The following is a 26,641-nucleotide window of genomic DNA, read 5'->3' as shown; positions in this document are numbered from 1 at the left end:
GTTGCAAATCTAAATACTTTACAAGGAAATAAAGGCGAAACGCAGCGATTTATTTTACTTATTGTGCTGCTTACACTATACGTATCTTTCTAATAAGCAGCACGTTACACCTAGGCTTAAAAACACTTAGCCTCCCGATCTTTTGGCCTTAAATCCTTCTCTTTGCAAGAGGCTCAGCACCTTATCTCTAAAATCACCCTGGATGATGATTTCAGCATCTTTGGCCGATCCACCTACACCACATTTCGTTTTAAGCATTTTGCCCAGCGCCTGCAGCTCCTCATCCGTACCTCTAAAACCAGTAATGAGCGTAACCGCCTTGCCACCCCTGTTTTTACGGTCTAATGTAACCCGCAGATCTTGTTGCTGATTCGGCACATGCTGCGCCTCCTGAACTTCCTCCGGATATTCAAAATCAGGATCTGTAGAATACATGATTCCACCAAGATCCGCTAGCGACTTCTTTTTAGGCTTCATAAGCTGGTGTAATAATATTTAAAGATAAAGGTACTACGGCGATCTCAATTTCCTTGCCCATTTGGTAAGGTTCGCCGTCAATATGAATGGCGGCAGCTTTATCGCGTAAGATACGGATCTGGCGCCCACGAATGATTTCAACCACTTTACTATGATGCGTTTTTCCGCGCAGCATCTGTATGGCCAGCTTTGGTAAGCGCAGCAAAGGAAAAGATTTAATGACACAAACATCCAACAGCCCGTCGGTAACTGATGCTTCCGGAGAGATGTACGTATTGTTGCCATACTGTGAACTGTTCGCAATACTCACCACAAAAGCTGCTCTGCTGATGCTTTTGCCATCAACTTCAATCTGATATAGCTCGGGTTTATAGTTGAGCAACTCCTTCAAACCAGTCTTCACATAGCCTGAAAGGCCGCGCTTCTTATCACTTGCAAACAAGTCACTAATGTGGGCGTCGAAGCCCATGCCCGACATGTTGAAGAACGGCCTGCCGTTAAATGTGGCCGTATCGATCCGCATCGTGCGTAATCCATTGATCACTTTAATAGCCTTTACCGTATCCATTGGAATCTGCAGGTACCTGGAGAGCCCATTGCCGGATCCAAAAGGCAGTATGCCCAAAATCTTATCCTGCTTCAGCACTTCCGTACCCACTTCATTGATGGTTCCGTCCCCACCTACCGCAACAATTACATCAAAGTTCTTCTGACCGGCCTCTGCCGCCAGCTCCGATGCATGGCCCGCATATTCAGTAAAGCGGAAGTTGGCATTGAAGCGCGCCTTATCTAGGTGCTGGTCAATTAACCCTGGAATATTCGTTTTATCACGTCCGCCGGATATCGGATTTATAATGAATAAGATGTTTGTTTTAGACAAAGTAACATTTTTAAGAAGCTGCAAAATAATTGATATTTTTTGACTATATGAATATATATCCTATTTTTGGGCGCTTAAAGTGGACTGATTTTGTGATGCCATCTAACGATGGCGGGATTGCAACCACGTAAAAAAAAGTGCTAACCATCAATACACTTCCTTTTACTGACTGTTTGACCAGGATCATCACCCATTTTAATTAATTTTTAATTCTTAATAAATTACTTAGAATGTCATACTTATTTACATCAGAATCTGTTTCCGAAGGTCATCCTGATAAAATAGCAGATCAAATATCAGATGCCCTAATTGATAACTTTCTAGCATTCGATTCTGATTCAAAGGTTGCCTGCGAAACACTGGTAACAACAGGACAGGTGATCTTAGCCGGTGAGGTTAAATCAAGAACTTACTTAGACGTACAACAGATCGCACGCGACGTGATCAGGAAAATTGGCTATACCAAGAGTGAATATATGTTTGAGGCAAATTCATGTGGCATTCTTTCCGCCATCCATGAGCAGTCGCAAGACATCAACCAGGGTGTAGATCGTTCCAACAAGGAAGATCAGGGTGCTGGTGACCAGGGCATGATGTTCGGTTACGCAACCAACGAAACTGAAAACTATATGCCACTAGCGCTGGACCTGTCGCACAAATTGCTACAGGAACTGGCCATCTTAAGGCGCGAAATGAATGAGATCACTTACCTGCGCCCGGATGCGAAGTCGCAAGTAACCCTGGAGTACGACGACAACAACAAGCCTGTGCGCATTGATGCCATCGTGATCTCAACACAACACGATGAGTTTGACGAAGAAGCGACGATGCTTGCTAAAATCAAGGAAGATTTGGTGAACATCTTAATTCCAAGAATCATCAGCAAAAATCCGCAGCACGCACATTTATTCAATGATCAGATCCAATACCACATCAACCCGACCGGCAAATTCGTAATTGGTGGTCCGCATGGCGATACCGGCTTAACTGGTCGTAAGATCATTGTTGACACATACGGTGGAAAGGGTGCACATGGTGGAGGTGCTTTCTCCGGAAAAGATCCGAGTAAAGTAGACCGCAGTGCCGCCTATGCTACCCGTCACATTGCTAAGAACCTTGTTGCAGCGGGTGTTGCCGACGAGATCCTGGTACAAGTGAGCTATGCGATCGGTGTTGCTAAACCTATGGGTATCTACATCAACACTTATGGTACAGCCAAGGTGAACAAAACGGATGGCGAGATTGCCCGCATTGTTGAAGGCATTTTCGACATGCGTCCGTACTTCATCGAACAGCGTTTGAAATTGAGAAATCCGATCTACAGCGAAACGGCAGCTTATGGCCACATGGGCAGAACACCAGAAACGGTAACCAAAACTTTCAGAACACCAAACGGTGAAGAGAAGGTGGTGACGGTAGAACTGTTTACCTGGGAGAAGCTTGACCACGTGACAGAAGTGAAAGCTGCTTTTGGTTTGTAAGCAACAGCATAACAGTCAATTATCAAGAAAGAGCTGCTGGATTTTCCGGCAGCTCTTTTTTTGTGGCGGTAATTCCCGCAAACCATTTAGAAGCCCTGTTGTTTTATTGATACTAAACATATTAAAGATGGAACAACCAGCAGAAATGAACACCTTAAGCCAGATCCTTGAGAAATTAAGGCAAAAAGGTTACGATAACGAACTTACAATGACTGAAGATGGAAAGATGAAAGGTAATAAGATCGACAAGACTTATGACCCGGAAGATTTGACCATCATCAAAACATACCGCTTTGAAGGCCACTCTGATCCAGGTGACAACGCTGTGATCTACATTCTGAAGGATAATGAAGAAAACATTTCTTTCATTTCAGACGCTTACGGCATGTACAGTGAACAAAAAGGGGAAGGCTTCGATGAGTTCCTGAAGAAGATCAATACTGCAGACCGAGACATGCAGGAATTATTTTAAAAGAGGGCCGTAAGGCCCTTTTTAGTTTAAGCCATTTCTCCCCTCATAAAAACTGATCAATTTCCTTTGCAGTTCGGCCACGGTACGCTGGTCTTCTTCGTGCTGTCTGATCAGCTCCGCGATAGTCCTTTGCATGGAATCATCTACTGGCTCTCCAAACCTATGGATGTCTGAAGGATGAATGCCGTAAATTGCAGCCAACTGTGTTAAACGCGTTCCCGTAACATCGGTAGCCCCTGTTTCAAGCTTGCTGTAAGCTGGGACAGAACAATTCAGCAGAACCGCAATCTGCTGCTGCGTCTTGCCATACTTTAACCGTAAACCTTTTAGTTGTACATGGATTTTTACCATAAGATATATTACTTAGATGCCGGTGAATTCCGGTACTACAAAATATATTTCAGGACTAAATACAGGTGATAATAATACTTAAAATTAATTAAGCTTTCCAGTACATCTATTGCGAATACGTCAACTCCAGTATACATCCCTTATACGAAACCTCATCGGTATGCTGTTCAGATGGCCCTGAACTTACCGCGCCATTATCTGCAGATAAATAAATCTTCTTGCCATCCGGCGAAATCGCCAGATCACGATACCTTACTTTCCCTTTAACATAGACCTGCGGTTCTTCGCCGATAATCCTGCCTTCGCTATTCAACTTAAACCGCAGCAAAGCAGCCCCTTTCAGTGTCGTAATCAGTAAAGAGTTTTTCCATCCCGGAATGCCGTCGCTGCTGTACAACTTAATACTGGAAGGTCCGTAAGCCTCCCAGTGCTGTTCTTCACCTTTCACCAGTTTCGAAAACAAGGCTGTCAGGCGCTCGTGCGGAATGGCATACATGCTCTTCAGCGGATCCCGGTAAGCAGAACCGATCTTAGTGGCGCTGCTTTTTTCCGAAGCAATTAGCGGATAACTGGTATGCCATTTTCCTGGGATCTCTGCATGATCAGATACCGAAGCGGCCATCCCATCATAGTTACCATCATTATACCCAATGATCAGTGGATGTCCATAGTTGCCACCGCGTTCAATCAAGTTGATTTCATCATCGCCATACGGCCCGTGCTCCACACTGTAAAGCATGCCTTTCCCGTTCACCACTCCATACGTTAAACCCTGCGGGTTCCGGTGCCCCTTAGACCACACCGCATTCTGCTTACCTGCATTGAATGGATTATCGTTCGGAATCCATTTATCGAATGCACCCTTGTCACCATCGGCTTCCGTATTGAAACGTAGAATCTTCCCTTCATAGCTGTTTCTATCCTGTGCTTTATTCTGCCGACCACCATTCGCAAACTGCCCCGCACCCATGTCCCCAATGCTGTAATACAGATATGGCTTTCCATTCACTGGTGCAATGAGCAGTCGCCCGCCGTTATGGTCACTGCTTGCGGGTATGCTGTCGCAAAGCACGATTGGCTCCACAAGGTGACCAGCGGCTTTATCGTACGTGTACCGCACCAGGCGCCCGGTAAAATGATAGCCCTTATATGCAGGCAGCCCACCGTCGCCTTGCGCCTTTGCACCTTTGAAGTCGTAAACATAGGTCAGATACACGTAGGGTTTACCACGAAGCAGATTCGGATGTAAGGCCATGCCCATCAATCCGCCCTGCGGCCAGGGTTTGCCACCATCCTGCTTATCGTCTAGCTGATCGTACCTCGGAAAACCCCGCTCCCCAGCCAGGTCCAGCAGCTGCGTTTTACGTCCACTCAGCGGATCTATGCGCCAGACCTTGTAATTCTTGGATTCTGTAACCCAGAGCTGATCGTCCGGCCCGTAAATAATTGACCAGGGGTCGCTGAGCTTATCGGCCACCACCCTGATCTTAAAATCTTCTTTTGCCGGTGTCTGCAAAGCCTGCCCAAAAAGGGCACTGTTAGCAGTTGTAATAACAATAATGCAAGTGAAAAGGAAGCTATTAAGGAGTCGTTTACGCATGTTGAGCTAGGGTTAGAAATATTTATGCTGCTCAAGAACAAGCAGAACCGTCTGGGGGTTTTGTAATATTGCCGGCACAAGTGCCCATTTGCGTCAACATCAGCAGCTATTCGACCAGGGAAATGAGCAGTCCTTAACAGGGTCCCGACAGGGGGATAACAGGGGGCATACAGGGGGTTAACAGGGCCCTAGCCTGGTGAACCCCTTGTATGCCCCTTGCGGGCTGCCGGTCATCCCGCACTATGCTACGTTTACGTTCCGTTGTTATTCTGGTGGCGAGTACCTGCAACTGCAGTAGCATTCAGGTAAATACCCCCGCCTTGCAGAAAGTACCCCATTTCACATTAAAGCCCCTAAGCCTTTTGAAAGGCATTGATTTTGTTCCTTCACCAATATATTAAACCTAAACCAAAACGATATGATACAGGGTATTACAAAAGACATGCATGTCTTTGCAGACTACAGTTACATCCCAATGGTTTTACTGGCACCCAGGTTGATGGGCTTCGAACAGGATCGTACCAGCGCCATGGTCTGCCGTTCTTTTGCTTTAGCAGAGCTCGGCACCAGTTTACTCACCGATGCCAAATGGGGGGCCATCCGGTGTATTCCTTATAAAACGCACGCCATCATCGACTTGGCTTCAGGCGTCATGGCCTTAGCCGCAGCAGTAACAAAACCAATCGCCAGCAATAAACCCGCAAGAAACACCTTGATCATGATGGGCATCACAGGCCTGGTGGTGGGTACACTTTCCATAATTGGTGCGAAACGTGGTTGATGATACTGGTTTTTTTTACGTTCTTAGTGATCAACTAAATATGATCACCCAAACCTGATATTTCATCAAGATGAACGTAAAAACAAACCGCTTTAACCTACTTTTGCTCTGTGCAATTATGCTAAGTGCCAGTGCATGCAACAGCAGCAACAATTCTAAAGAAGCAGATTCAACAACCAAAACCAACACCGTGACCCTAAACCCCAAAGATTTCGAGAAAACAATAGATGGCAAAGCTGCACAGCTTTTCACCCTGGAGAATAAATCCGGCACCAAAGCGCTGATTACCAATTACGGTGGGCGACTGGTAAGCCTGTTTGTGCAGGACAAGGATGGCAATCTTGTTGACGTGGTTGCAGGCTTTGATAACATCACCGGCTTTCAGGAATCCAAGGAACCTTATTACGGCGCAACCATCGGCCGTGTGGCCAACCGCATCGCAAAAGGCAAGTTCAACCTGGATGGTAATGCCTATACCGTGTTCACCAACGATGGCCCGAATGCTTTACATGGTGGTAAGAAAGGTTTCCAGGATGTGGTGTGGGATGCTAAACAAGTGAATGGACAAACCCTGGAACTGCAATACCTGTCTAAAGACATGGAAGAGGGCTTCCCGGGAAACCTGACAGTAAAGGTTATTTATGAACTGCAGGACGATAACGGGCTGAAGATCAGCTACCATGCCACAACCGATAAGAACACCGTGGTAAACCTGACCAATCACGCCTTCTTCAATTTGAACGGCGAAGCCAGCGGCAGTATCCTTGGCCATACGGTACAGATCAAAGCAGATCAATACACACCTGTGGATAAAACCTTAATCCCGACTGGTAAGATTGAAGACGTTGCGGGCACACCGCTTGATTTCAATAAAGCGGAAACGATTGGTGCACGCATTGAAGACAAACATGAGCAAATGGTGTTTGGTGCAGGTTACGACCATAATTATGTGCTTCGTGCGCATGGCGCAGATGATGTTGTGGCTACGGTTGCCGGCGATAAGTCTGGTATTGTAATGGAGATCTCTACTGCAGAGCCTGGCCTACAGTTCTATAGCGGGAACTTCATGAAGAGTTTAAATACAATGAAGGGCGGTCATAAGGACGATTACCGTACCGCATTCGCCATGGAAACCCAACATTTCCCGGATGCGCCAAACCAGCCATCTTTCCCGTCAATCACGCTGAAGCCCGGCGAGACTTACCAGACGGTTTCAACTTACAAATTCAGCACTAAAAAATAGCAATGGCCCGAAAGGGCCATTTTCTTTGCTATACGGTTGGCAGGGTGAACCAGAAGGTTGTGCCCTGGCCCAACTCGCTTTCTACGCCGATTTCCCCCTGATGTCTTTTAATGATCTCCGCAGCGATGTATAAGCCCAGGCCTAAACCAGAATACTGGCCCGAACTGCTGTCCGCCCGGTAAAAGCGATCAAACAGATAAGGGATCTTCTCCTTTTCAATGCCTGGCCCATGGTCCGTGACGGAAACTTTAACTTCTCCGGGCATTTGTAACACATTAATCTCAATTTCTTTGTTCGCATAGGCGTACTTCATGGCATTGTTGACCAGGTTGATGATCACCTGCTGAACGCGCTCCGAATCTGCTTCTACTTCAACATCCAGATCTCCCCCGGTTTTAATGTTAAACAGACCTTCACTGGTTACGTGCAAACAACATTCATCAATAACGCCTCCCAGGCGGAACCGCGTCTTCTGCAGGCGAAGCTGTCCCTCTTTCAGGTTGTTTACATTCAGCAGGTCGTCAATTAGAGCCGTGATCTTCCGCATGCTCTTATTGGCCTGGGTAATCAAGCTTGCCGCTTTCGGTGTTTGTGCCTGCTTCATCGTATCCAGCACCTGCAAGGAGGCCTTCATGGCCGTTACTGGTGTACGTAACTCATGACTGGCGATGCTGATGAAATCATCTTTATCCCGCTCTGCTAATTTCTCTTTGGTGATGTCCGCGATGGTACCCAGCAACTTCCGCGGCGCATGATGCTGCGTATCCACCGGCTTTGCCTGTAAATATACCCATCGCACGACGCCATCGACGGTGCGGATCCGGCCTTGAAAATCCACGACAGCATCAAAGTTGATGTTTGCCAGCGCTTGCTGAAGCTTGACTTGATCTTCTTCGAAAAACTGGTTCAACAGCTGCGCCTGATCCCAGGTGTTTGAATCTTCCTTGATGTTGAACAATTGCTTGAAACCCGCACTATGAAGAATGGCACCCTCAGCAAGATCCAGTTCCCATACCGCCATACGTGAATTTTCCAGTGCCATACTCAGGCGCTGCTTGGTCTCCTCCAGGTTCTTCTCCATGGTAAAATCATCCAGCACTGTGAAGCCATAGTACTCCTCCTCCTGCCGGAACAAAACCGTCGTGATGTGTACCCAGGCCAGCGAACGATCCTTGCGGATCAGGCATGCGTCCAGCTTGAAACGCCGCTTCCCTTCATGCCACATCGCATGCTGCAGCTCTTTCCAGTGGTGCTTCACATCTTTGCAGGCATATTCCATGATCTCCGTACCAATGATTTCTTCCGCTGTGTAGCCCAACAGATCTACCAGCGCCTGATTTACGCGGAGAATTTTCAGATCTGAATTGATGATCTTGCTTGCGGCGGAAGTGTACTCAAAAATTGCTTCAAACCTTTCGTAACATTCCTCAAATTTGTTTTTATAATCGGTTGCGGGCTGTTCATCCTTCATAAAATATTTTCTTGCGAATACCATAACAAAAAAATATTTCATTGGTTTCTAATGAGCTATGAAAGCAACAGATATCACCGCAAACTTCTACAATGTCAAAGGCATCCGCATGCACGTTATTGAGGCGGGTCCCAGCGATGGAAAGCCGATCATCTTTTTACATGGCTTCCCTGATTTCTGGTACGGCTGGAAGGACCAGATCGGCTATTTTGCAGCACTTGGCTACCATGTTATTGTACCGGATCAACGTGGCTATAACTTAACGGTAAGCCCGCAAGGCATAAAGGCTTATCGCTGTAAGCACCTGATGGAAGACATCTGCAGCCTGGTACGAACCATGGACCTGAAAGATGTACATCTGGTGGGGCACGACTGGGGCGGTATCGTGTCCTGGATGCTTGGCATCTACCACCATACATTGTTCAAAAGCATTGTCATCCTGAATGCCCCCCACCCAGGCGCACTGCGCGTTAAACGACCCATGTTGCAGATTTTTAAAAGCTGGTACATCTATTTCTTTCAGATCCCTCGTTTACCGGAATGGCTCTGCAGCCGGAACGACTTTAAATTTCTGCGCAACAGTATGGCCGGAACCGCAGTGCCGGGCACCTTCAGCGTACAGGATCTTGAACGTTATAAACAAGCATGGAAAGGCCGGATTCGCTACATGATCAACTGGTATCGCGCCATGCGACTAAGCAAGGAATTCCGTGAAAACATGAAGACCCCGAAGCTCATCAACAATCCTTTACTGTTGATCTGGGGTGAAAAGGATAAGTTCCTTGATTTTCAGCTTGCAAAAGCAAGCATGGCGTTCTGCATTGATGGGCGATTGATCAGCTTTCCGGATGCAACACATTGGCTGCAACATGAAAAAAGCGCGGAAGTGAACCGCGCTATTATGGATTTTATAGAAGAGCTGCCGCCTGAGCAGGCTATGCGCTAGTGTCTTTAGTTTATTTTGATGAAGCGGTCGGCACAACCTTCCACACACATGATCGGTCCGGAAGGACTCATGGTAAGCACACCATCTTTCAGCTCATAAGCATAGTTCTGCTCCGTTTTGTCGGCTTTCATAAAGACGATGGTTTTGGTATCCTTGATGACGTAGCTTACATAATTTGAAAATACGTTACCTGCTAAACGGCCATCTGTTTTAAATTCTACAACAAGATCTTTCTTACTCTGCTCCCACTTACCCGGACTGCCGTCTGAGATGTAAGATTCACGGAGCTTCCACTTGCCAGGGATGGTGTCCTGATCAAGTTCAACGGTATCCTTATCACAACCTGCAAAAAGGAAAAGTAGTACAATAGAAAAGATTTGAATGGCGCGTTTCATAAACGTTAATTTGATGATTGATTGATATTTAAACATACGAGTTTGCCATCAAAAGCGCTACATGGATTTTAAGCTTTTTCCACCAAAAGTTTCTCGCAGATCAATTCACTGAACACTTCAGTAGATTTTCCTACTACTTCAATCTGCATGCTGCCATCAAATGGTTCTTTAGACAGTACCTTCAGCTGGTCGCCAAGCAAGATCGACCGCCCGTTTAGAAAACGTAGGAAAGCTTCCGAGGAATCCGCTACCGCTTTCAAGGTTACCACTTTCCCTGCTTCACATACATTTAGCGGCACATAACTGGTCTTGATGACCTTCCCGTTTTTATCCGGAATCGGAGAACCGTGGGGATCAAACTTCGGATAGCCCAGCAAGGCATCCATCTTTTCGAAAAATAGCGGTGACTGGATGTGTTCAATCTGCTCCGCAATCTCATGTACCTCTTCCCAGTTGAAGTCCATCTTTTCCACGAGAAACATCTCCGTTAAGCGGTGTTTACGGATGATCATGGAGGCTTCTTTTTTGCCCTTTGCGCTAAGCTTTACTGGCTTATAGCTCTCATAGGCCACCAACTCCTTCTCCGCAAAACGTTTCATCATGCTGTTTACACTAGGCATCTTGATGTTCAGCCGCTTACTCAGATCATTAATGCTGACCTCATCATCGGCATTGCAGAGGTTTAATAAAGCTTTAAGGTAGTTCTCTTCAACAACGGAATACATGATCCAAAACTACGAAATCTCTTGCTTGTATAAATATTTAAAACAAAGCCATTGTTAGACTTGTCTAACAATATATATTTGTAATACTAATTCAATGCTTAAGATGATACTAAGACTTCTACTATTTTTACCCCTGCTTTGTCTAAGCAGCTTTGCATTTGCACAACAGCAAACAACTAATGCTAAGGTAATTGACAGCCTTGCCCTGCAACATCAAAAGCTGCACACAAAAGAAGGCAAGGAGCTTGATGAAGTTGTGGTATCCGGCACCATGAAGGCAGTTTCCAAGCTGAACAGCCCTGTGCCCGTAGAGGTTTATACCGCTAAATTCTTCCGGGCAAGCCCCAACCCTTCCATTTTTGAGAGCCTGCAAAACATCAATGGGGTACGCCCGCAGCTAAACTGCAACATCTGCAATACCGGCGACATCCACATCAATGGCCTTGAGGGGCCGTATACTATGATTTTGATCGACGGCATGCCCATCGTCAGTGGCTTATCGACCGTCTATGGCTTGAGTGGCATTCCACAGGCCATCATAGACCGAGTGGAGATTGTTAAAGGGCCAGCCTCTACGCTGTACGGTAGTGAGGCAGTTGGCGGGCTCATCAACGTCATCACGAAAAAACCGGAAGATGCACCTAGAATTGCTGCCGATGTTTTTGGAACCAGCTGGGGCGAACTCAATACAGATCTGGCCGCCAGGTTTGATGTTGGGCAGCGCGCAAAGTCGCTCCTGGGCATCAACCATTTTATCTACAATCATCCCATCGATAACAATAACGACAACTTTACAGATGTAACCTTGCAGCACCGCGTTTCCGTATTTAACAAATGGGATTTCAGGCGCAAGCAGAACCGCCAATTCTCCATCGCCGGACGTTACGTTTATGAGGACCGCTGGGGCGGTGAAATGAACTGGGCGAAGCAATATCGTGGCGGGGATGAAGTTTATGGAGAAAGCATTTACACCAGCCGATGGGAAGTCTTCGGGAACTATCAGCTTCCGCTAAAAGAAAAGATGTTCTTCACCTTCAGTGCGAACACCCACAATCAGAATAGCGTTTATGGAACGCTGAACTACCAGGCGAAGCAACAGATTGGCTTTGCTCAACTCACCTGGAACCGCAACTTCGGGAAACATGATCTGCTTGCAGGCATCGCTTACCGTTATACCTTCTATGATGACAATACTCCCGCGACCGCGGCAGCAAATAACCTGAGCATCAATATGCCTTCGCACATCAATCTTCCCGGGGTCTTTCTTCAGGATGAGATCAGGCTGGATACCAACAACACCATCTTAATGGGCCTTCGCTACGATTATAATGCGATTCACGGCAACATTTTTACCCCTAGAATTAATTACAAGTGGAACTCAGACGATCAGCATAACATCCTTCGGGTGAGTGTTGGTAATGGCTTCCGTGTTGCGAACGTTTTTACAGAAGATCATGCCGCACTTACCGGTGCACGCCAGCTGGTGTTTCTGGAGGCGTTGAAACCGGAGACTTCCTGGAACGGTAACATCAATTTCGCGAAACGTATGTACACCCACAATGGCGGCATCTTTGGGCTGGATGCCAGTGCATTTTATACCAGGTTCAACAACAAGATCATTGCAGACTACGATATCGATCCCAATAAAATCATCTATAACAACCTGGACGGCTATGCGGTATCTAAGGGCATCTCGCTGAACACGGATCTAAGTTTAAAAAATGGACTGAAGTTCCTGATCGGCGGCACGCTCATGGATGTTTACAGCAAGCAGCAGGGCCTAAAAATCAAGCAGCTATTTACCGAACATTTCACGGCGGTATGGAACATTGGCTACAAACACGATAAAACGGGCATACAGCTGGATTATACTGGGAATATTTATGGCCCAATGCGGTTACCACTGCTCAGCGATACTGATCCCCGCAAGCCAAATTCTCCCTGGTGGAGCATCCAAAATGTACAGCTGACGAAAAGTTTTGGCAATGGGATAGACCTGTATGGCGGGGTTAAGAACCTGTTGAACTGGACACCCAACAAGGGCAACCCATTTCTAATTGCCCGGGCACATGACCCATTTGATAAGCAGGTACAGTTTAATGAAGCAGGTCAGGCGCTGGTGACTCCGGAGAATCCCTATGGCCTGACCTTCGACCCCACTTATGTATACGCACCCAATCAGGGGATCAGGTGGTTCTTTGGTATTCGTTACCAGTTGAAGAACTGATTACCGTCCGTCACCGTCAAGCAGATTGCCTAAGCCACCGAGAATGCTGCCCTCTTCTTTACGGGCACCAGTGCCATATTGCAAGATCCGTCCTGCCAGTCTGCTGATTGGCAGCGATTGAATCCACACCTTGCCGGAACCACGAAGCGTAGCAAAGAAAACGCCCTCTCCACCGAAGATGGTGTTTTTAATACCGCCTACGAATTCAATATCATAGTCAATCCCCGAGGTAAATCCAACGAGACAGCCCGTATCAATCTTTAGCGCCTCACCGTATTGAAGTGTTTTTTCGACCACATGCCCACCTGCATGCATAAAGGCCATGCCATCTCCCTCCAGCTTCTGCATGATGAACCCTTCGCCACCAAACAGGCCTGTACCAAGCTTACGCTGAAAGGCAATGCTCACACTTACCCCTTTTGCCGCACAAAGGAAAGCATCCTTCTGGCAGGTGATCCTACCGCCAAGCTGCTGCAGGTTGATTGGAATGATTTTTCCCGGATATGGCGATGCAAAGCTCACCTTCTTTTTGCCATAGGCGATATTCGTGAAAGCTGTCATGAACAGGCTCTCCCCGGTAAGCATCCGCTTGCCTGCACTGAACAGCTTACCGAGAAGCCCACCCTCCTGCTGACTGCCATCTCCAAAGATGGTTTGCATCTGAACGCCTTCATCCATCATCATAAAGGCGCCGGGTTCGGCAATGGCAGTTTCATTCGGGTCGAGTTCAACCTCTACATATTGCATTTCTTCACCATAAACATGGTAGTCGATTTCATGATTGCTGATCATCTGATTCTGTTTTTTAGATAAGGAAAATTACAAATAAAAGCAGCAGACTTTCAAATGCCGGACAGATGAAAATTAATGGTGACAATGGATTGGGAAAGGTTCGGAGTTAATTACAACCGAATCATAATATTTGGCATGTCGAAGAATAACCTTCGTTTTCTGAGACAAAGCGTTAGGTTGTCTTTCTGGTATATGGATGTGTGGCAAAATTTAGAGATGTACAACGCATCTTCTTAATGCATTCCGTCAACAAGTTCTATTCTTCAATTAATGTCAAATTCAAATTGGTGTATTGATCTTGCGTATTATTTACATCTATTTGATAAGTGTAACTGCCATTTTTAAGCGTTGTCTCGCCTACATAGTCAATTGGCTGGATTGTATATGTTTTTCCATCAATTTCTAATTTAACGAAAGCATATCTGTAAGCCTTATTAAATTCCTTATACTCTGTTTTTTGTCCGGAATTTAAATTCCCAAAATTTACATCGCCCGTTGTTGTATTAATCACAATATCTTTAAAGTTATACTGGCTGGAATTTGATAATCGAATTTTCAGCCCTGATGGATTGTCACTGCCATCTTTTGAGCAACTAATCATTGCAACAATTGTAATGACTAAAATCAGAAATTTTTTCATGCGGTTATATGTTAGAGGTAAGATACAAATTCTTTGTCTGGTTCAGTTCGAATGATTGCCAGTGGGTAAGATTCTTTCCTGGTATTCATATGAGTTAATTAAATTTCCTGTATCAAACAGATCGTTTTTGAGACTAACAGCTTTAAACTATTTTCTCATGGACAAACAAGTTCGGTAAAGTCTAAATTTGAGTAAGACAACTATAGCTTTTTTTGTTAAAGTAGGAATACGCTAACCTCACGTGATATCTAAATATTATCGACAAGTAATGATCAAAATTATACAAGACTTCTTACAGGACGCTACAACTCAGTCCATTCATGTTGATGAAGTTGTGGATGAGCAATTATTAGTCAGTAAGAAAAATCTGTGGGATCACAGTCTTGCATTTTTCAATAATATAGTAGCTGAAGTTAAGAGTGCTCAACTGACACATATAAAGGTCGATTTGCAAGTTGAACTAAACAGGGATGTAAATATTCTTGTCGGTGCCCCAGAAGATGAGGAATCTTTAATCGACTCAGTAGACATATTTGCTATGCCAGAAGTTATAATCTCGAAGCCTAGAAAAGAGCTTTGGTGTCCGAAGATTGAATTATATACATGTCCCATTTTCTTTGATATTGATGGGCTAGGTCAAGATATATTCATTTTGTATGAGGAATATCGAACAATTGAGGAAAAGCAAGAAGGTTTAGAATTCACCAGATGGCTTACGGTTTCTTATGTAAACGACACGATCACCAATACCCTTTGAAAGGAAGCTAATGCTTCCTTTATTGAGACAAATGTTAGCAAGCGCCTACTGTTTAGTAATTCTTACAATCGTAAGGCGGCTACATATGTTCTTTACATAGCAAGAAACAATTATAATATTGTTAATAGGACGGCAGAGTAAAGTAGAATAGAGATCCCTTCCCTTCAACGGAAGTAAAACCTAAATCACCACCATGTAGCTCAATGATTTCTTTGGAAAGATGAAGTCCTAAACCATGACCAGGTATGTCTGTCTTTTTTATTGATCCAGTGCGGCCGAAACGTTGAAACAACTGACTTTGCTCCTGATCTGCAATGCCCAGGCCGAAATCCTGAACACTTACCTTAACGCTGCTTTCGTCTGCCTCTGTGCGCACAACAATTTGGGTCTGCCCAGGTGAATATTTTACAGCATTTGATAATAAATTAGTAATCACGCTTCCAATTTGGATTCTATCTACATATACCACACCATTATCTTCTTCTTTGAATATAATCTGGTGAGAAGATTGACTGGCTTCAAATGCTCCAGCTACATCATGCACCAGACTACAAAGGTTGAGCGCTTCCTGGTTAAGCGTCAGTTTGCCCGTAGTCATTCTGGTTGTATCAAGCAGCGCAGATATTAAAGCACTCATGTGACTGACCTGCTCACTAATTTTATTTACTGCTTTTTTGACAATGGGCTTCGCATCCTGGAGTTCCCTTTGAACAATCTGTGTATATGCCTTTATGACTGAAATCGGGGTCTTTATCTCATGAGAGGCAATTGAAATGAAAACTTCTTGTTCTTTTGCCAGATCTTTGCTTTTCACCCAGTCTTCAAATTCCAGGCTAAACATCAAGTTTGGTGGTTGATATATCCTGCGAGGCTTAACGCTCATTGATCTTACGCCACTCTGGGGATGGTTAAACTGAACGTTAAAGCTTGAGTGAAATTTATGGGATTTTAGAGTTTCATCAATTAACGTACGCAATTGCGCAACATTGAGGCCGGCATCAATTACGTCGAAGAACTTTTTCCCGATAACAAAGGACATTTGTTCAAGGTTAAACAGCTTCAAAAATGAAGAACTTGCATTTATAATTTCCAGGTTCGTATTGAGCATTACTATAGGCTCGGTATATGACTGCACAATAGTTTTGGCCAGCTCTCTTTCTTCATTGATATTAATATCGGCCTGTTCCTTTTCAGAAATATTCCGCATGATCTTAGTAAAGCCGATATGCTGCTGTGCTTTGTCAAACAGAGGAAACACAACTCCACTAGCCCAAAACCTATGGCCTCCGTTCTTTACGTGAAATCGCTCGTCGAGGGCCCTTCCCTCTCTTAGTGCAGTACCAAGTTCAATAGCAGGTACAAGCATTTCTCTATCTTCAGGAGTATATAAAATGTCAGCATTTTTGCCAATTATGTCTGCTTGTTTATAGTGTAAGACTTTCTCAGCTCCGTTGCTCCATGTAGTTATGTGCCCGCTCTTATCAGTTGTGAAAACCGCGTAATCTGCTAAACTCTGTATTATTAAATCGCTGAGCTCAGCGGTTAGGTAATTATCTTCATTCTGCATTAACATTAAACCCGGGATTATGCGTTTGGTTTGAATAGGTCACCTAGGCAAGTAGCTGTCGCCTATTATCTGGTGGTGGTACGTTAACAATTTAGCAAGGATAAGTTCACAAGTAGTGGTATCTATCATTAATTAATTAGTTTTCTTTTAATAATTTCTTCCTAATACTGCAATTTCCCTTCTATAATCAATTTAGCCTCCTACACCAGGCAGAGTGAAGGTAAATGTAGATCCCTCTCCAAGCGTGCTTTCAGCCCAAATTGCCCCTTTGTGCCACCCAATAATCTCAGCACATAGATATAAACCGATTCCAAATCCTGATGTTGAATTCATATGTAAACCTTCTACGCGGTAGTATCGTTGAAACACTTTGGTTAAATCTTCTTGTTTTATGCCTATTCCCTGATCCTTGACACTAACTTTTGCTGTATTATTATGTAAAGAACAAGCAACATGAATAGTGGTGCCAAGCGGTGAATACTTCACTGCGTTGGCTATAAGGTTATGGATGACTTGAGTAATCTTGTTTCGATCTGCGTTAACCAGATTAGATTGAATGGGTTCAAATACAAATTTGTGACTGCCAAGAGTAGCAACTACCTCATCTTCTATCTCTTTAACTAAGGTTGCCAGATCAAAAGTTTCTTGATCAAGCGTTATTTTACCTGATTCCAACATGGAAATATTTAAAAATCCATTGATCATGCTTGTCATTTTAGTAACCTGCGCATTCGCTTTTTTCAAGGCAACGTCAATAAAATTATCCTGCTGATTTTTAAGTCTAATTTGCAATAGCTGAATATAGCCCTTCATAGATGTAAGTGGTGTCCTGAGTTCGTGACTTACCATTCCAATAAAATCGTTTTTACGGATTTCATTTAACTTTTGTTCGGTTATTTCATGAAGTACACCAGCGAGATAATCTCCATCATCGGCTTGCTGGATTTCTCCAATTCCACGTATCCACCGGATCTTGCCATCCTGATAGCCAATAATGGGGTACTCTATGTCTAGTCTGGAATGGTTGGTAATAGCGGATTCAAAAACAGCAGCAGCCTCCAATTGGTAATCAGGATGGATTTGGTTAATAGCTTCATAGTAGGATACTTCTGCCTCCAAAGGAAAACCAAAGAACTCCTTCACCTTTGGAGATGCCTTGAGGCTTCGATCTTGAACATTGATGTAAAAGGTGCCTAATCCGGCAGCATCAATCGCCATGCGAAGGTTTTCTTCCGCACGCTTGATTTCAGCCGCGGATAGATGCTGCTCTGTTATATCCATTATAACCCCGGTAAAAGCTGAGAATGTACCCGAGGGATCCATTTTTAAATTTCCAATTGCACAAAGCCACCGTAGACGTTTGTCATGCATGCCTATGACAGGATAAGTAATGTCATAATCGCCACCATGAAACATTGCGTTTTCAACCTTGGCCTTAACAAAATCGCGGTATTCGCCATCTATCTGCATTAATGCCTGCTCAATGGAGAAGGGTTCTTCTGGATGAAACCCATATAATTCCTTTAAACGGTTATCTGCAATAAATTCAAGCGTTACTGAATTAAGGTGCCAGGTGCCAAAGTTTGCCGCACTTATTGCCAGATGATAGGCGACCTGATCTTCTTCGATTTTTTGATGAGCTTTGGTGAGGTTCTGATTAACTAGGGCAAATGCTTTGTTTGTGTGAATAAGTTCTTCATTGGACGCTTCTAGTTCCTCATTGGTTGCCGCTAGTTCCTCATTAAGTGTTTGTAATTTTACTGAGCTTTGTGCAAGTGAATCTTCCCACTGCTTGCGTTCGGTTATATCTCGAGTGGCACCAGCTATTGCTTCAACTTCACCTTGCTCATCAAAGACCGGCATGAGGATGTAATCATATACCCTAGGACCTAAACTTGCATGCGAGAAAGATACTTCTCCGCGTATTGGCTGCTTGGTTGTCTTGATCTGATCAAATTCCCGCTCATGCATTTCTGCATGCCAGGGCGCATATCCATTCTCATGCAGTCTTTTTCCGATAATTTCATTCCAGTTTCTGCCCAGCATGGTTATTAGGGCGTCATTAGCATAAGAAAATCTATAATTTAGATCAAAAACATACATCAAATCCGGGATGCTTGATAGTACGGTCTCATACAACCGTTTCTGCTGATCTGACCGCGCTCTGGTTTCTTTCAGGGCCTCTTCTGCTTGTTTACGGCCAGTAATATCACTGGCTGTACCAAACCATTCAATGATTTCTCCCTGGTCGTTCAAAATAGGTACTGCACGGGAAAATGTCCATCCCGGGGTACGATCTGCACGCAATACCCGATGTTCAAGTTGAAATATCTTCTTTTCTGCTATCGCATCGCTGATCGCTTCTTTTACCATCTTCAGATCTTCAGGATAAATGTTATCTAACATCCAATCTGTTGTTGGTTCTTGAGCATCCTTTAAAAAGCCGCGGCCATCAAGTTCATGCATTATTTTCCAGTCAGCACTCAAGGAGTATATGACGTCGGAAGTAGCGGTAACCAGCGCTCTAAATCGCGCCTCACTTGCAGCAACCCTTTGCTCATCTAAAGAAGCTTTATGCGAAAAGTTATTCATACTCAATTATAGGGTATTCTGATAAAGATAAAACATAAGGATTTGTTTTATCTGCACTGTGTGATACAGCAAGTTGAGAAATTTAAACTCAACATCTCAAGGTCAAAGGCTTTGTTAAAGAATAAGCATGCAGAATTTAATTTGCATTAGCTGATGGTTCATCACCAAGAAACCTATTATCATCCAATTTTAATAGAAAGAAAATGGCAAATTTCAGAAATTTGAAGAAATTGTGTCAAAAATCGAAGCAGATGCATTAAAATTTTATGACGGTGCAAACGGTGCTGCAGGAACGTGTCTCAGAAAAGCAATGCGGGATCTAAAGGTATTATCCCAAGATATTAGAACCGAGGTAACAGAGAAAAAGAACGCAAAGTAATAGTGTGTAGATTTTTATTGCGGCGCCCATGGTTGAAAATGGGAGTGTAGATTGCAAACTAAACGTCAACCATCTGTTAATAGCACCAGACATAAAGCAATTAAAATGAAAAATCTTACTTTTGTATAGTGCTTGCCCCTAATGATTAAGGGTGATAGTAAATTTTAATATTCTGCCAAATACGCTCACTAAACATCTATTTCTCATCCTAAAATTAGGCTTGGTGCCTTTTAAAGGCATATGGAAAATATCGACTTTCTAAAAAAAGAAATACAGTCCTTAAGGGCCGAAATTGAACGTCTAAAATCTGATAAACGTTTAGTTGCTCTTGCTAATCAACACCAGGCAGCCTACCAGCAGAGCCAGGTCCGTTTTAGAACGGTCTTTGAAAATTCTAGGCTCGGGAACATAATTATTACTTCCGATTTAAAGATATTACAGGTTAATAGTGCCCTTGTGGCCATGTTGGGTTATGATCAAAAAGAAGAGATAATCGGAACCCGTATTATGGATTACGTTCCGGAAGGTTATCAGGAACATTGGAAATTACTTCAAAGCAAATTGTGGCATGCTAGAATGCCATTTTTTAGTTTGGAGACCTGCCTTAGGCGAAAAGATGGCTGCATCTTTTGGTGCCAGGTCACCTCAATCTTATTTACCGACCATGATGACACTTTGGGGTATACGATCATAGAAGATATTTCGGTGCAGCATAAGCTAAAGGAGGATAGAGAAAACTTTATCAGCATAGCCAGTCACGAGCTTAAAACACCTTTAACAAGCCTGCAGGCCTATTTGCAGATCATGAACCGAATTATTGAAAATGAGAGGGTAATTTCTGATAAGTTGATCAAACTATCATCAAGTGCAAATCATAGCATAAACAAGCTGGGGTTGCTAGTCAACGATCTACTCGATTCAACCAAAATAAGCAAAGGCCAGCTCAACTTGAACATTTCTAGTTTCAATATCTCTAAGTTGGTAGAAAATTGCTGCACGCATATACAATCAGAGGGGAAGTATAGCCTTACTTATAAAGGAGATGTTGAACTTAAGGTCAGTGCAGATGAACAAAAACTGGAACAGGTTCTAATAAACTTAGTAAACAATGCTGTAAAATATGCACCTGAATCTAAGAAATTGTGATAGCCGTAGAGGAACAAGCTGATTACGTCAAAATAGCTGTCATTGACCAAGGCAGGGGTATTTCTAAGGATAAACTTCCGCTACTGTTTGAAGCGTACTACCAGGTGAGAGAATCTGGAATGAACAACCATGGCCTAGGACTTGGTCTATATATATCGGCTGAAATCATCCGGAAACATAATGGAAAAATTGGTGTAGAAAGTGAAATGGGAAATGGCTCCACATTCTGGTTTACCATACCAAAAAGATGATTTAGAATACCTACCTATTTAGGATTATTGGTGAGCCAAATATGGCAAAGCATTATAAAATATTGAACATCATATATTTACTTAACAGGTAAGAATCTTCCTTCTCTTTTTGTTGTATTTGGGATAACCTGAGTAAACCTACATCTAAAAGAAAATATACTCGATTTAGGTCGGTATACTATAATGGTACATGATTTCAGATGGCTACAAACTGATAGGGGAGTTCTTAAGCTTCGTTTATTGAGACAAACCATCGTTGGTCTTTGGCAACAAGAAAAGCTACAGCTAAGATATGAATGTATAAATACTTCATGATATCACTAGTGTAGCTTTCTATTTTATTTGTACCACCCGGCTTAAAGTCTTTTACAAATCCTAGAAACCGCTAATAGTGAGGGGTATGTAATAATGGGCGCTCATGTTATGAGTTTTGTTTGTATAAACAACTCCAAAAAAATACTCTCCATTTGCCCACGCTTTTTCACCATCAATTCTACCTGCTGGAATATTGTTGTCAAGAGATGCTCCGATTGAGAATTCCTTTGGACTGAAGTCTGGTAAACCGACATAATTGGTGAAGGTTTCTATGGCTGCTAGACCGGTGTGCTCTCTAGAGTCAGTTACAATAACTTTTGAGAAGTCTATTTTGTCAACGGATTCAGGTAAATGTCCTGCACTTTTCTTAATCAAAAGTGTATACATTATGCCCTGATCCTTCACCTTGCTAACATCAACGAACGCTTTGAGTTTTTCGTTTTTGGCATAACCTTTATCATCTCCTAGCATGAATCCACGGTTGAGGATATAAACAAATCCCTTGTCAACTTTCTCCAGCATTAAGGAGTACATCTCTGGATTAACAGGAAGACTTTCCGCACTGACAAGTGTTATGTTGTGTTTTTCTTCTTTACTGGAACCGTTTTCATCATCAATTTTAATGATAAAATCATAGGTCCCTATGGGTGCATCTTCAGGGATGGTAAAATGTTTATGAACATTTGTGTTTTTCAAACCTTTGAATTCCATCCAGGTAAGCTCAAAGGACCATTCTTTGGGATACGTATTTCCAGATCTTTGTTTAATCTGCACTTGAACAGTATTGATCTTATTGCCGGCGGTCACATCCATATCTAAATGGAAGTCTCTTCCAATTACGCCTTGCCCATTGTTGCCAGAGCCGATTTCCAGATTTTCAATCATTGGCGAAGCAAGTTCGGCTTCAACCTTATCTTTTTTACAGGCCACGAAAGTGGAAGTAAAAAGAAAAATTAGTAACAGGGTTTTAATTGTCTTCATTTCTTTGATGTTAGTATTTGATTTAATTGGTTTAAAAGTTTATAGCGCTTTCCCATTTACTAGGGTGATTGGGGGAGCATCCATGACATTGGCCTCGCTTAGTTTTAATGTTCCCCTTACTTTTATAGGCTCGTAGGTAAACTTAACCGGCTCATTCAAGACAACCATAACCATTATCGGAACCCCATTTTGTCCACAAAAGAAGCATTGGTTGATGGGCAAAGTGGAAAGCATGAATTTAGTTTGCTTCATGCCGTCTTTAATGGGAACGATGTACCCTTCAAGTTCAAAGGTCCGGTTAGCATGGCTTTTTATTTCCGGAGTGAATTTGGCATAGCTCTGGTTATTCTTAACCATTTTAAATTCCACTCCACCTATAATCTCCCAGTTGAAAGAGAAAATCTGATCAGATGGGTCGTGCTGGGCCTTTGCGATTATGCCATTGAACATAAGTATTATTAAAAGCAGCTTTTTCATTTGAAGTATTGATTGTATTAAGTTTAGTTCTTTGATAGCGTTTCTGAGATGTTGACATTGTAAGCTTGCCAGGAAGGGATGATGGATGCGAGTATTCCTAGTACCAGCCCGGAGATGAGCAGGTATACTTCCGCTTGCACAAAATAAAGCGCGTTAAGTTTGGCCTGGCTGCTTTCCTGAAAATGGCTGATTATTCCTAAAACAGCATGCCCGAGTGCGATGCCGATTAAAGCTCCAGCCACTGTTAATACGATGCCTTCTGTGATGACAATCAAAAAGAGCTTCCCTCTTGAAGCACCTAGGGTCCGCATTATAGCTAAGTCGTAGCTGCGATCCTTTAGTGAGTTGTAAAGGTTCACAAAAACACTAATGGCTGCTATAAACATAATCAGGATTGCAAACCACTGCAATGTGTCTACGCCAATGCCAATTAAGGAGAATAAACGAGTGCTTTCCTGTGCAGGTGAAGCGGCCTGCATATTCGTAGATTCATTAACCATCCTTGGAAAGAGTGCCACAGCCATTGGCGATCGAAATTGAATTAAAAGGGATGTAATTTCCTGATGTTCATTTTCTGATGAAGCTTCATTTGCATGGTCATGATCTTCCCCTTTATGATGGGCATCATGCATTTTCCAGATACTGGATATGTTAGTCAGAATCAAATTATCCGTCACATTCCCTTTTGGCTGTAAGATGCCGGTTATGCGGTATGCTTTGGCTTTATGGATGTCTGAGCCACCGCTTAGTCCATGTGCGCCATAAAACTGATCACCAACCTTCAAGTGCTGGTCTCTAGCTACAGCAGATCCAATGGTGGCTTCAAAATCAGCATGCCAGATGCGTCCTTTATCCAGTTTAAGTTGATACAGGTTGACAAAATTTGTGTCCGTGCCTACAATGCGAGCACCATTGTAATTGTCACCCAATGCCAGAGGGACAGCACTTTTTACCCAGGGATTCTGCATCAGCGACTGTGCTTCTTTTAGCGGGATGTTGCCAGTAGGAAAATCTATATGATATATGCTGCTTAAAATTAGCTGAAGCGGACTTCCTTTTGCACCAACAACCAGGTCAATGTCTTTAGAATTGTGCTCCAGCTTATCATTAATCTGTGTAGAGGCCAGAAGTAAAATGGTTAAAATACCAGTTCCAAATGCGATTAGCAGTAGATTTAAAGAAGATGAAAGCGGTTTAGAACAAATGCTTCTCCAGCTTATATGGATAGGACTCATAAGATGTAAGTATTAGAAAATGGATCTTTAATTCTTTTATCGTGAGTGGCTACAACCAGCGTCGTTTGGTTAAGCTCGGACTGGGTAAGCAGCAGATCCAGCACTGCAAATGCATTTTTGTCATCCAGGCTTGATGTCGGCTCATCGGCAATTAATAGGGCTGGCTTATTAAGTACTGCACGGGCAATCGATACCCTTTGAAGTTGCCCCTGGCTCAGCTGGGCTGGATAGGCATTTTGCTTATCTAAAATGTCCAGAGATGCCAATACTTCCTTGATCCTTGCCATGTCTTTAGCCAGGTTAGCGAATCGCTGCACGATAATCAGATTCTCCAAAATGGATAAACTACCTATTAAATGCGGGCGCTGAAAAACAATCCCAATGTTTTGCCCTCGAAACTGATCCAGGCTTTTAGAAGACAGGCTATATATAGAGGTGCCATTTATATTTACTTCACCAGCGCTGGGCTGCAAAATGCCGGTCATCAGGTGAAGTAAGGTAGTCTTGCCACTCCCTGAATTCCCCAGCAGCAGCCAACGCTCATTGGTTTTAATATGCCAGTCTTTAAATTCGATGGTTTGTCCACCTTTATAGCTGTGCGAAAGAGATTTTAGTGTGATCATATATGTATTGCTGCTATGAGCTTGATGTTAAAAGGCATCGCCACGTTCCTGATTGAACCTGGTTTCCTTAGTGCTTCCATTTCTTTTTAAGGTATGTAACCTGTTTCCCGGAAGGTTTATAATACATTGTCCAGTATAGCTTCCGTTTTCGCTGACCATGCTGATAAACCAGATTACCTGCTCCTGTAGTGATAATGGTTATGCCTAAAGGGATCAAAAGAGGATATAGTAGCAGGCGCAAGTCCGTGTGTCCGGATGTCGTTGCATGTAGTTCGTGTTGCACTTCATCCATTATGGCAATAGAGCGTAGTATACCACAAATCATAATGATCAATCCAACGATTATACTTTTCATTTCTCAACCATTAAGAATCTACATGCGTCCCCCCCGGCTGACCTGCAGCCTGTAGCATCAGATTGTGTAATTCAAAATTGCGAACGAAGGGATTTAGCAATTCACTACCCGGGCCGAGCATGGCTAGTTCCACATAATCTGCTGAATGATCCATTGAACCCCAACCCACCGAGGTGTAAGCGGTTTGCAGCCGCGCTAGTTCCTGGTACGGTAAATTTCTAGGATTATAAATCCCTTTTTCGTCAAGTGTCTGATAGTGCTTGAGTATTCTTGCGGCCTCTTCCTTGCTAATGGAGTAGCCCTGTGCCTCGGCTATTTTATCGACGAGCGTTGATGCGCTGGTATTCCTATCTACTCCACTTAAGATCCATTCATTGGTATGCTTAAAGGTTTGAACCCTATCGAAGTTTTGGTTCGCTTTATTTCCATAGAATAAGCCTGGATTTGCATTTCCATGATCTGTTGTAATAACAACCAGCGTGTCCTTGTTTTTTTCTGCAAAATCTAACACCACTTTAATTGCATCATCAAAAGCGATCTGGTCATAAAGAAGTGCTCCGATGTCATTTGCGTGTGCTGCCCAATCTACTTTTCCAGCCTCAACTTGCAGGACAAATCCTTTAGGGTTTTTACTAAGTTTTTCAATTGCTGTTGCAGTCATTTCCGAGAGCGTGGGAATACGCTCAACCAGGCTAGCATCATTCGACCGGTCAAGGGTATATGGAAGTCCGTCCTGGTGGAAAACACCAAGCAGCTTATCCTGAGATTTGGCTGCATGCATCAGGTCCTTCTTGTTTTCTAATACGGTATAATTTGCATTACGATATCTTTTAAATACATCTTCTTTGTCTTCCCGAAGTGAGGGGCTGAAAAATTCAGTACCTCCACCTAAAAGGACGTCAAAGCCCGAAGAAAGGTATTTCAATGCGATACCTGCCTGATCACTTCTACCTTTGCTGCTTACGCAGAATCCAGCAGGTGTTGCATGTGTAATGGGTACGGTGGTCACACATCCTGCAGACTTACCTGCAGCTTTGAACTTCATCCAAATCGGGGTGTTTTCTGATCCATCCGCATTGGTGTTCAGCGATCCGTTATTTACCCGCTTTCCGCCTCCCCAGGAAGAACTAGCCGCTGCTGAATCGGTAATGAGTGAACTAGCAGAAGCGGTGTCCATGAATGCCCGTTTAACCCGGTTTTGTTCATAAAGGGAAATCCAGTTACTAACGCGGCCTTCTTTTCTACGCAGTAGCATGTCGGCCATGTTCAAAGTACCGGCACTCATTCCATCGCTGACCATAAAAATAATGTTCTTGGCCTGGCCATCCTTTAATTCTATATGCTCGTGTTCCTGCGCTAAAATTGCTGTAGGAGATAAGAGCGAGGCACCGATAAGTGCTGAGCTACCCTTAAAAAAGTCTCTTCTTTTCATTGTATTAGGGGAAAGTTCCTGTTGAGGTTTTCATTTCTTGTTACCTACTT

The 26,641-nt window shown here is 43.5% G+C and carries 26 protein-coding genes and 1 pseudogene; 10 read left to right on the top strand and 17 right to left on the bottom strand.

The window, feature by feature from the left end:
* Positions 1-126: 126 nt before the first annotated feature.
* Together IEW69_RS08550 and IEW69_RS08545 are read right to left on the bottom strand one after the other, a co-directional pair.
* On the bottom strand, positions 127-477 hold the full coding sequence (locus IEW69_RS08550; protein WP_188626425.1) for a translation initiation factor: 351 nt from the start codon (positions 475-477) through the stop codon (positions 127-129).
* Positions 467-1,357 carry a diacylglycerol/lipid kinase family protein gene (locus IEW69_RS08545; protein WP_188626424.1) on the bottom strand — a complete coding sequence of 297 codons (891 nt, stop codon included), beginning with the start codon at positions 1,355-1,357 and terminating at the stop codon, positions 467-469. The genes IEW69_RS08550 and IEW69_RS08545 overlap by 11 nt, the downstream gene beginning before the upstream one ends.
* A gap of 230 nt (positions 1,358-1,587) precedes the next feature.
* Between IEW69_RS08545 and metK the strand changes: the two genes are divergently transcribed.
* Positions 1,588-2,838 carry a methionine adenosyltransferase gene (gene metK / locus IEW69_RS08540; protein ID WP_188626423.1) on the top strand — a complete coding sequence of 417 codons (1,251 nt, stop codon included), beginning with the start codon at positions 1,588-1,590 and terminating at the stop codon, positions 2,836-2,838.
* A 127-nt stretch (positions 2,839-2,965) separates the two neighbouring features.
* Complete coding sequence (locus IEW69_RS08535; RefSeq protein WP_188626422.1) at positions 2,966-3,310, top strand: hypothetical protein; 345 nt, start codon at positions 2,966-2,968, stop codon at positions 3,308-3,310.
* 21 nt (positions 3,311-3,331) lie between these two features.
* Here IEW69_RS08535 and IEW69_RS08530 read toward each other — a convergent pair whose 3' ends face one another.
* A complete protein-coding gene (locus IEW69_RS08530) occupies positions 3,332-3,661 on the bottom strand; it encodes a helix-turn-helix domain-containing protein (protein WP_188626421.1) in 330 nt (109 codons plus the stop codon).
* Positions 3,662-3,767: 106 nt separating this feature from the next.
* Positions 3,768-5,261 (bottom strand): PQQ-dependent sugar dehydrogenase, encoded by a 1,494-nt coding sequence (locus IEW69_RS08525; protein ID WP_188626420.1) that lies wholly within the window; start codon positions 5,259-5,261, stop codon positions 3,768-3,770.
* A gap of 418 nt (positions 5,262-5,679) precedes the next feature.
* On the opposite strand from IEW69_RS08525, the gene IEW69_RS08520 reads away from it, so the two are divergent.
* Together IEW69_RS08520 and IEW69_RS08515 are read left to right on the top strand one after the other, a co-directional pair.
* Positions 5,680-6,042: a hypothetical protein gene (locus IEW69_RS08520; RefSeq protein WP_188626419.1), complete on the top strand. Its 363-nt coding sequence runs from the start codon at positions 5,680-5,682 to the stop codon at positions 6,040-6,042.
* 70 nt (positions 6,043-6,112) lie between these two features.
* On the top strand, positions 6,113-7,285 hold the full coding sequence (locus tag IEW69_RS08515) for an aldose epimerase family protein (protein WP_188626418.1): 1,173 nt from the start codon (positions 6,113-6,115) through the stop codon (positions 7,283-7,285).
* Between the two features lie 28 nt (positions 7,286-7,313).
* On the opposite strand, the gene IEW69_RS08510 is transcribed toward IEW69_RS08515, so the two are convergent.
* Positions 7,314-8,756, bottom strand: coding sequence for a PAS domain-containing sensor histidine kinase (locus IEW69_RS08510; protein WP_188626417.1), 1,443 nt, complete (start codon positions 8,754-8,756; stop codon positions 7,314-7,316).
* 58 nt (positions 8,757-8,814) lie between these two features.
* Between IEW69_RS08510 and IEW69_RS08505 the strand changes: the two genes are divergently transcribed.
* A complete protein-coding gene (locus IEW69_RS08505; protein WP_188626416.1) occupies positions 8,815-9,702 on the top strand; it encodes an alpha/beta fold hydrolase in 888 nt (295 codons plus the stop codon).
* A 5-nt stretch (positions 9,703-9,707) separates the two neighbouring features.
* Here the strand turns inward: IEW69_RS08505 and IEW69_RS08500 are convergent, their stop codons facing one another.
* On the bottom strand, positions 9,708-10,097 hold the full coding sequence (locus tag IEW69_RS08500) for a hypothetical protein (RefSeq protein ID WP_188626415.1): 390 nt from the start codon (positions 10,095-10,097) through the stop codon (positions 9,708-9,710).
* 68 nt (positions 10,098-10,165) lie between these two features.
* Complete coding sequence (locus tag IEW69_RS08495) at positions 10,166-10,822, bottom strand: metal-dependent transcriptional regulator (RefSeq protein ID WP_188626414.1); 657 nt, start codon at positions 10,820-10,822, stop codon at positions 10,166-10,168.
* 94 nt (positions 10,823-10,916) lie between these two features.
* On the opposite strand from IEW69_RS08495, the gene IEW69_RS08490 reads away from it, so the two are divergent.
* The gene (locus IEW69_RS08490) at positions 10,917-13,049 is read left to right on the top strand and encodes a TonB-dependent receptor plug domain-containing protein (RefSeq protein WP_308420573.1); all 2,133 of its coding nucleotides are present in this window, start codon (positions 10,917-10,919) and stop codon (positions 13,047-13,049) included.
* Here IEW69_RS08490 and IEW69_RS08485 read toward each other — a convergent pair whose 3' ends face one another.
* A complete protein-coding gene (locus tag IEW69_RS08485; protein ID WP_188626413.1) occupies positions 13,050-13,841 on the bottom strand; it encodes a TIGR00266 family protein in 792 nt (263 codons plus the stop codon).
* A 256-nt stretch (positions 13,842-14,097) separates the two neighbouring features.
* Positions 14,098-14,481: a hypothetical protein gene (locus IEW69_RS08480; protein WP_188626412.1), complete on the bottom strand. Its 384-nt coding sequence runs from the start codon at positions 14,479-14,481 to the stop codon at positions 14,098-14,100.
* Positions 14,482-14,749: 268 nt separating this feature from the next.
* Between IEW69_RS08480 and IEW69_RS08475 the strand changes: the two genes are divergently transcribed.
* Complete coding sequence (locus IEW69_RS08475) at positions 14,750-15,238, top strand: hypothetical protein (protein WP_188626411.1); 489 nt, start codon at positions 14,750-14,752, stop codon at positions 15,236-15,238.
* Between the two features lie 121 nt (positions 15,239-15,359).
* Here the strand turns inward: IEW69_RS08475 and IEW69_RS08470 are convergent, their stop codons facing one another.
* Both IEW69_RS08470 and IEW69_RS08465 read right to left on the bottom strand, forming a co-directional pair.
* A complete protein-coding gene (locus IEW69_RS08470; protein ID WP_188626410.1) occupies positions 15,360-16,805 on the bottom strand; it encodes a sensor histidine kinase in 1,446 nt (481 codons plus the stop codon).
* A 192-nt stretch (positions 16,806-16,997) separates the two neighbouring features.
* On the bottom strand, positions 16,998-19,397 hold the full coding sequence (locus IEW69_RS08465; RefSeq protein WP_188626409.1) for a PAS domain-containing protein: 2,400 nt from the start codon (positions 19,395-19,397) through the stop codon (positions 16,998-17,000).
* 217 nt (positions 19,398-19,614) lie between these two features.
* Between IEW69_RS08465 and IEW69_RS16925 the strand changes: the two are divergent.
* The 3 genes and pseudogenes from IEW69_RS16925 to IEW69_RS08455 form a co-directional block, all read left to right on the top strand.
* Positions 19,615-19,776: pseudogene (locus IEW69_RS16925) on the top strand (BF3379 family histone-like protein); the annotation flags it as partial.
* 240 nt (positions 19,777-20,016) lie between these two features.
* Positions 20,017-20,922, top strand: a complete 906-nt coding sequence (locus tag IEW69_RS08460) for a sensor histidine kinase (RefSeq protein ID WP_188626408.1) — start codon at positions 20,017-20,019, stop codon at positions 20,920-20,922.
* Complete coding sequence (locus IEW69_RS08455; protein ID WP_188626407.1) at positions 20,919-21,173, top strand: sensor histidine kinase; 255 nt, start codon at positions 20,919-20,921, stop codon at positions 21,171-21,173. The genes IEW69_RS08460 and IEW69_RS08455 overlap by 4 nt, the downstream gene beginning before the upstream one ends.
* A 375-nt stretch (positions 21,174-21,548) precedes the next feature.
* Here the strand turns inward: IEW69_RS08455 and IEW69_RS08450 are convergent, their stop codons facing one another.
* From IEW69_RS08450 to IEW69_RS08425, 6 genes are all read right to left on the bottom strand, one after another.
* Positions 21,549-22,469 carry a DUF4625 domain-containing protein gene (locus IEW69_RS08450; RefSeq protein WP_188626406.1) on the bottom strand — a complete coding sequence of 307 codons (921 nt, stop codon included), beginning with the start codon at positions 22,467-22,469 and terminating at the stop codon, positions 21,549-21,551.
* A 39-nt stretch (positions 22,470-22,508) separates the two neighbouring features.
* Positions 22,509-22,946, bottom strand: a complete 438-nt coding sequence (locus tag IEW69_RS08445) for a hypothetical protein (RefSeq protein WP_188626405.1) — start codon at positions 22,944-22,946, stop codon at positions 22,509-22,511.
* A 23-nt stretch (positions 22,947-22,969) separates the two neighbouring features.
* Complete coding sequence (locus IEW69_RS08440; protein ID WP_188626404.1) at positions 22,970-24,181, bottom strand: ABC transporter permease; 1,212 nt, start codon at positions 24,179-24,181, stop codon at positions 22,970-22,972.
* Entirely contained in the window at positions 24,178-24,804 is a 627-nt protein-coding gene (locus IEW69_RS08435) for an ABC transporter ATP-binding protein (protein ID WP_188626403.1), read from the bottom strand. Before IEW69_RS08435 ends, IEW69_RS08440 begins: the two co-directional genes overlap by 4 nt.
* Before the next feature lie 67 nt (positions 24,805-24,871).
* Entirely contained in the window at positions 24,872-25,159 is a 288-nt protein-coding gene (locus IEW69_RS08430) for a hypothetical protein (RefSeq protein WP_188626402.1), read from the bottom strand.
* A 10-nt stretch (positions 25,160-25,169) separates the two neighbouring features.
* On the bottom strand, positions 25,170-26,591 hold the full coding sequence (locus tag IEW69_RS08425; protein WP_188626401.1) for an alkaline phosphatase: 1,422 nt from the start codon (positions 26,589-26,591) through the stop codon (positions 25,170-25,172).
* Positions 26,592-26,641 lie beyond the last annotated feature (50 nt).

Source organism: Pedobacter quisquiliarum (genome assembly GCF_014642175.1).
GTDB lineage: Bacteria > Bacteroidota > Bacteroidia > Sphingobacteriales > Sphingobacteriaceae > Pedobacter > Pedobacter quisquiliarum.
Note: the sequence above shows the minus strand (reverse complement) of the source record. Positions and strands in the feature narration are given on the sequence as shown.

Bases quoted from the DNA above. Each gene is read 5' to 3' on its own strand.
- IEW69_RS08475 (WP_188626411.1), top strand. From the start codon at position 14,750: ATGATCAAAATTATACAAGACTTCTTACAGGACGCTACAACTCAGTCC.
- IEW69_RS08515 (WP_188626418.1), top strand. From the start codon at position 6,113: ATGAACGTAAAAACAAACCGCTTTAACCTACTTTTGCTCTGTGCAATT.
- IEW69_RS08440 (WP_188626404.1), bottom strand. From the start codon at position 24,181: ATGAGTCCTATCCATATAAGCTGGAGAAGCATTTGTTCTAAACCGCTT.
- IEW69_RS08495 (WP_188626414.1), bottom strand. From the start codon at position 10,822: ATGTATTCCGTTGTTGAAGAGAACTACCTTAAAGCTTTATTAAACCTC.
- IEW69_RS08535 (WP_188626422.1), top strand. From the start codon at position 2,966: ATGGAACAACCAGCAGAAATGAACACCTTAAGCCAGATCCTTGAGAAA.
- IEW69_RS08510 (WP_188626417.1), bottom strand. From the start codon at position 8,756: ATGAAGGATGAACAGCCCGCAACCGATTATAAAAACAAATTTGAGGAA.
- IEW69_RS08460 (WP_188626408.1), top strand. From the start codon at position 20,017: ATGGAAAATATCGACTTTCTAAAAAAAGAAATACAGTCCTTAAGGGCC.
- IEW69_RS08450 (WP_188626406.1), bottom strand. From the start codon at position 22,469: ATGAAGACAATTAAAACCCTGTTACTAATTTTTCTTTTTACTTCCACT.
- IEW69_RS08485 (WP_188626413.1), bottom strand. From the start codon at position 13,841: ATGATCAGCAATCATGAAATCGACTACCATGTTTATGGTGAAGAAATG.
- IEW69_RS08550 (WP_188626425.1), bottom strand. From the start codon at position 477: ATGAAGCCTAAAAAGAAGTCGCTAGCGGATCTTGGTGGAATCATGTAT.
- IEW69_RS08465 (WP_188626409.1), bottom strand. From the start codon at position 19,397: ATGAATAACTTTTCGCATAAAGCTTCTTTAGATGAGCAAAGGGTTGCT.
- IEW69_RS08445 (WP_188626405.1), bottom strand. From the start codon at position 22,946: ATGAAAAAGCTGCTTTTAATAATACTTATGTTCAATGGCATAATCGCA.
- IEW69_RS08430 (WP_188626402.1), bottom strand. From the start codon at position 25,159: ATGAAAAGTATAATCGTTGGATTGATCATTATGATTTGTGGTATACTA.
- IEW69_RS08505 (WP_188626416.1), top strand. From the start codon at position 8,815: ATGAAAGCAACAGATATCACCGCAAACTTCTACAATGTCAAAGGCATC.
- IEW69_RS08525 (WP_188626420.1), bottom strand. From the start codon at position 5,261: ATGCGTAAACGACTCCTTAATAGCTTCCTTTTCACTTGCATTATTGTT.
- IEW69_RS08425 (WP_188626401.1), bottom strand. From the start codon at position 26,591: ATGAAAAGAAGAGACTTTTTTAAGGGTAGCTCAGCACTTATCGGTGCC.
- IEW69_RS08530 (WP_188626421.1), bottom strand. From the start codon at position 3,661: ATGGTAAAAATCCATGTACAACTAAAAGGTTTACGGTTAAAGTATGGC.
- IEW69_RS08500 (WP_188626415.1), bottom strand. From the start codon at position 10,097: ATGAAACGCGCCATTCAAATCTTTTCTATTGTACTACTTTTCCTTTTT.
- IEW69_RS08470 (WP_188626410.1), bottom strand. From the start codon at position 16,805: ATGCAGAATGAAGATAATTACCTAACCGCTGAGCTCAGCGATTTAATA.
- IEW69_RS08480 (WP_188626412.1), bottom strand. From the start codon at position 14,481: ATGAAAAAATTTCTGATTTTAGTCATTACAATTGTTGCAATGATTAGT.
- IEW69_RS08435 (WP_188626403.1), bottom strand. From the start codon at position 24,804: ATGATCACACTAAAATCTCTTTCGCACAGCTATAAAGGTGGACAAACC.
- IEW69_RS08520 (WP_188626419.1), top strand. From the start codon at position 5,680: ATGATACAGGGTATTACAAAAGACATGCATGTCTTTGCAGACTACAGT.
- IEW69_RS08490 (WP_308420573.1), top strand. From the start codon at position 10,917: ATGCTTAAGATGATACTAAGACTTCTACTATTTTTACCCCTGCTTTGT.
- metK (WP_188626423.1), top strand. From the start codon at position 1,588: ATGTCATACTTATTTACATCAGAATCTGTTTCCGAAGGTCATCCTGAT.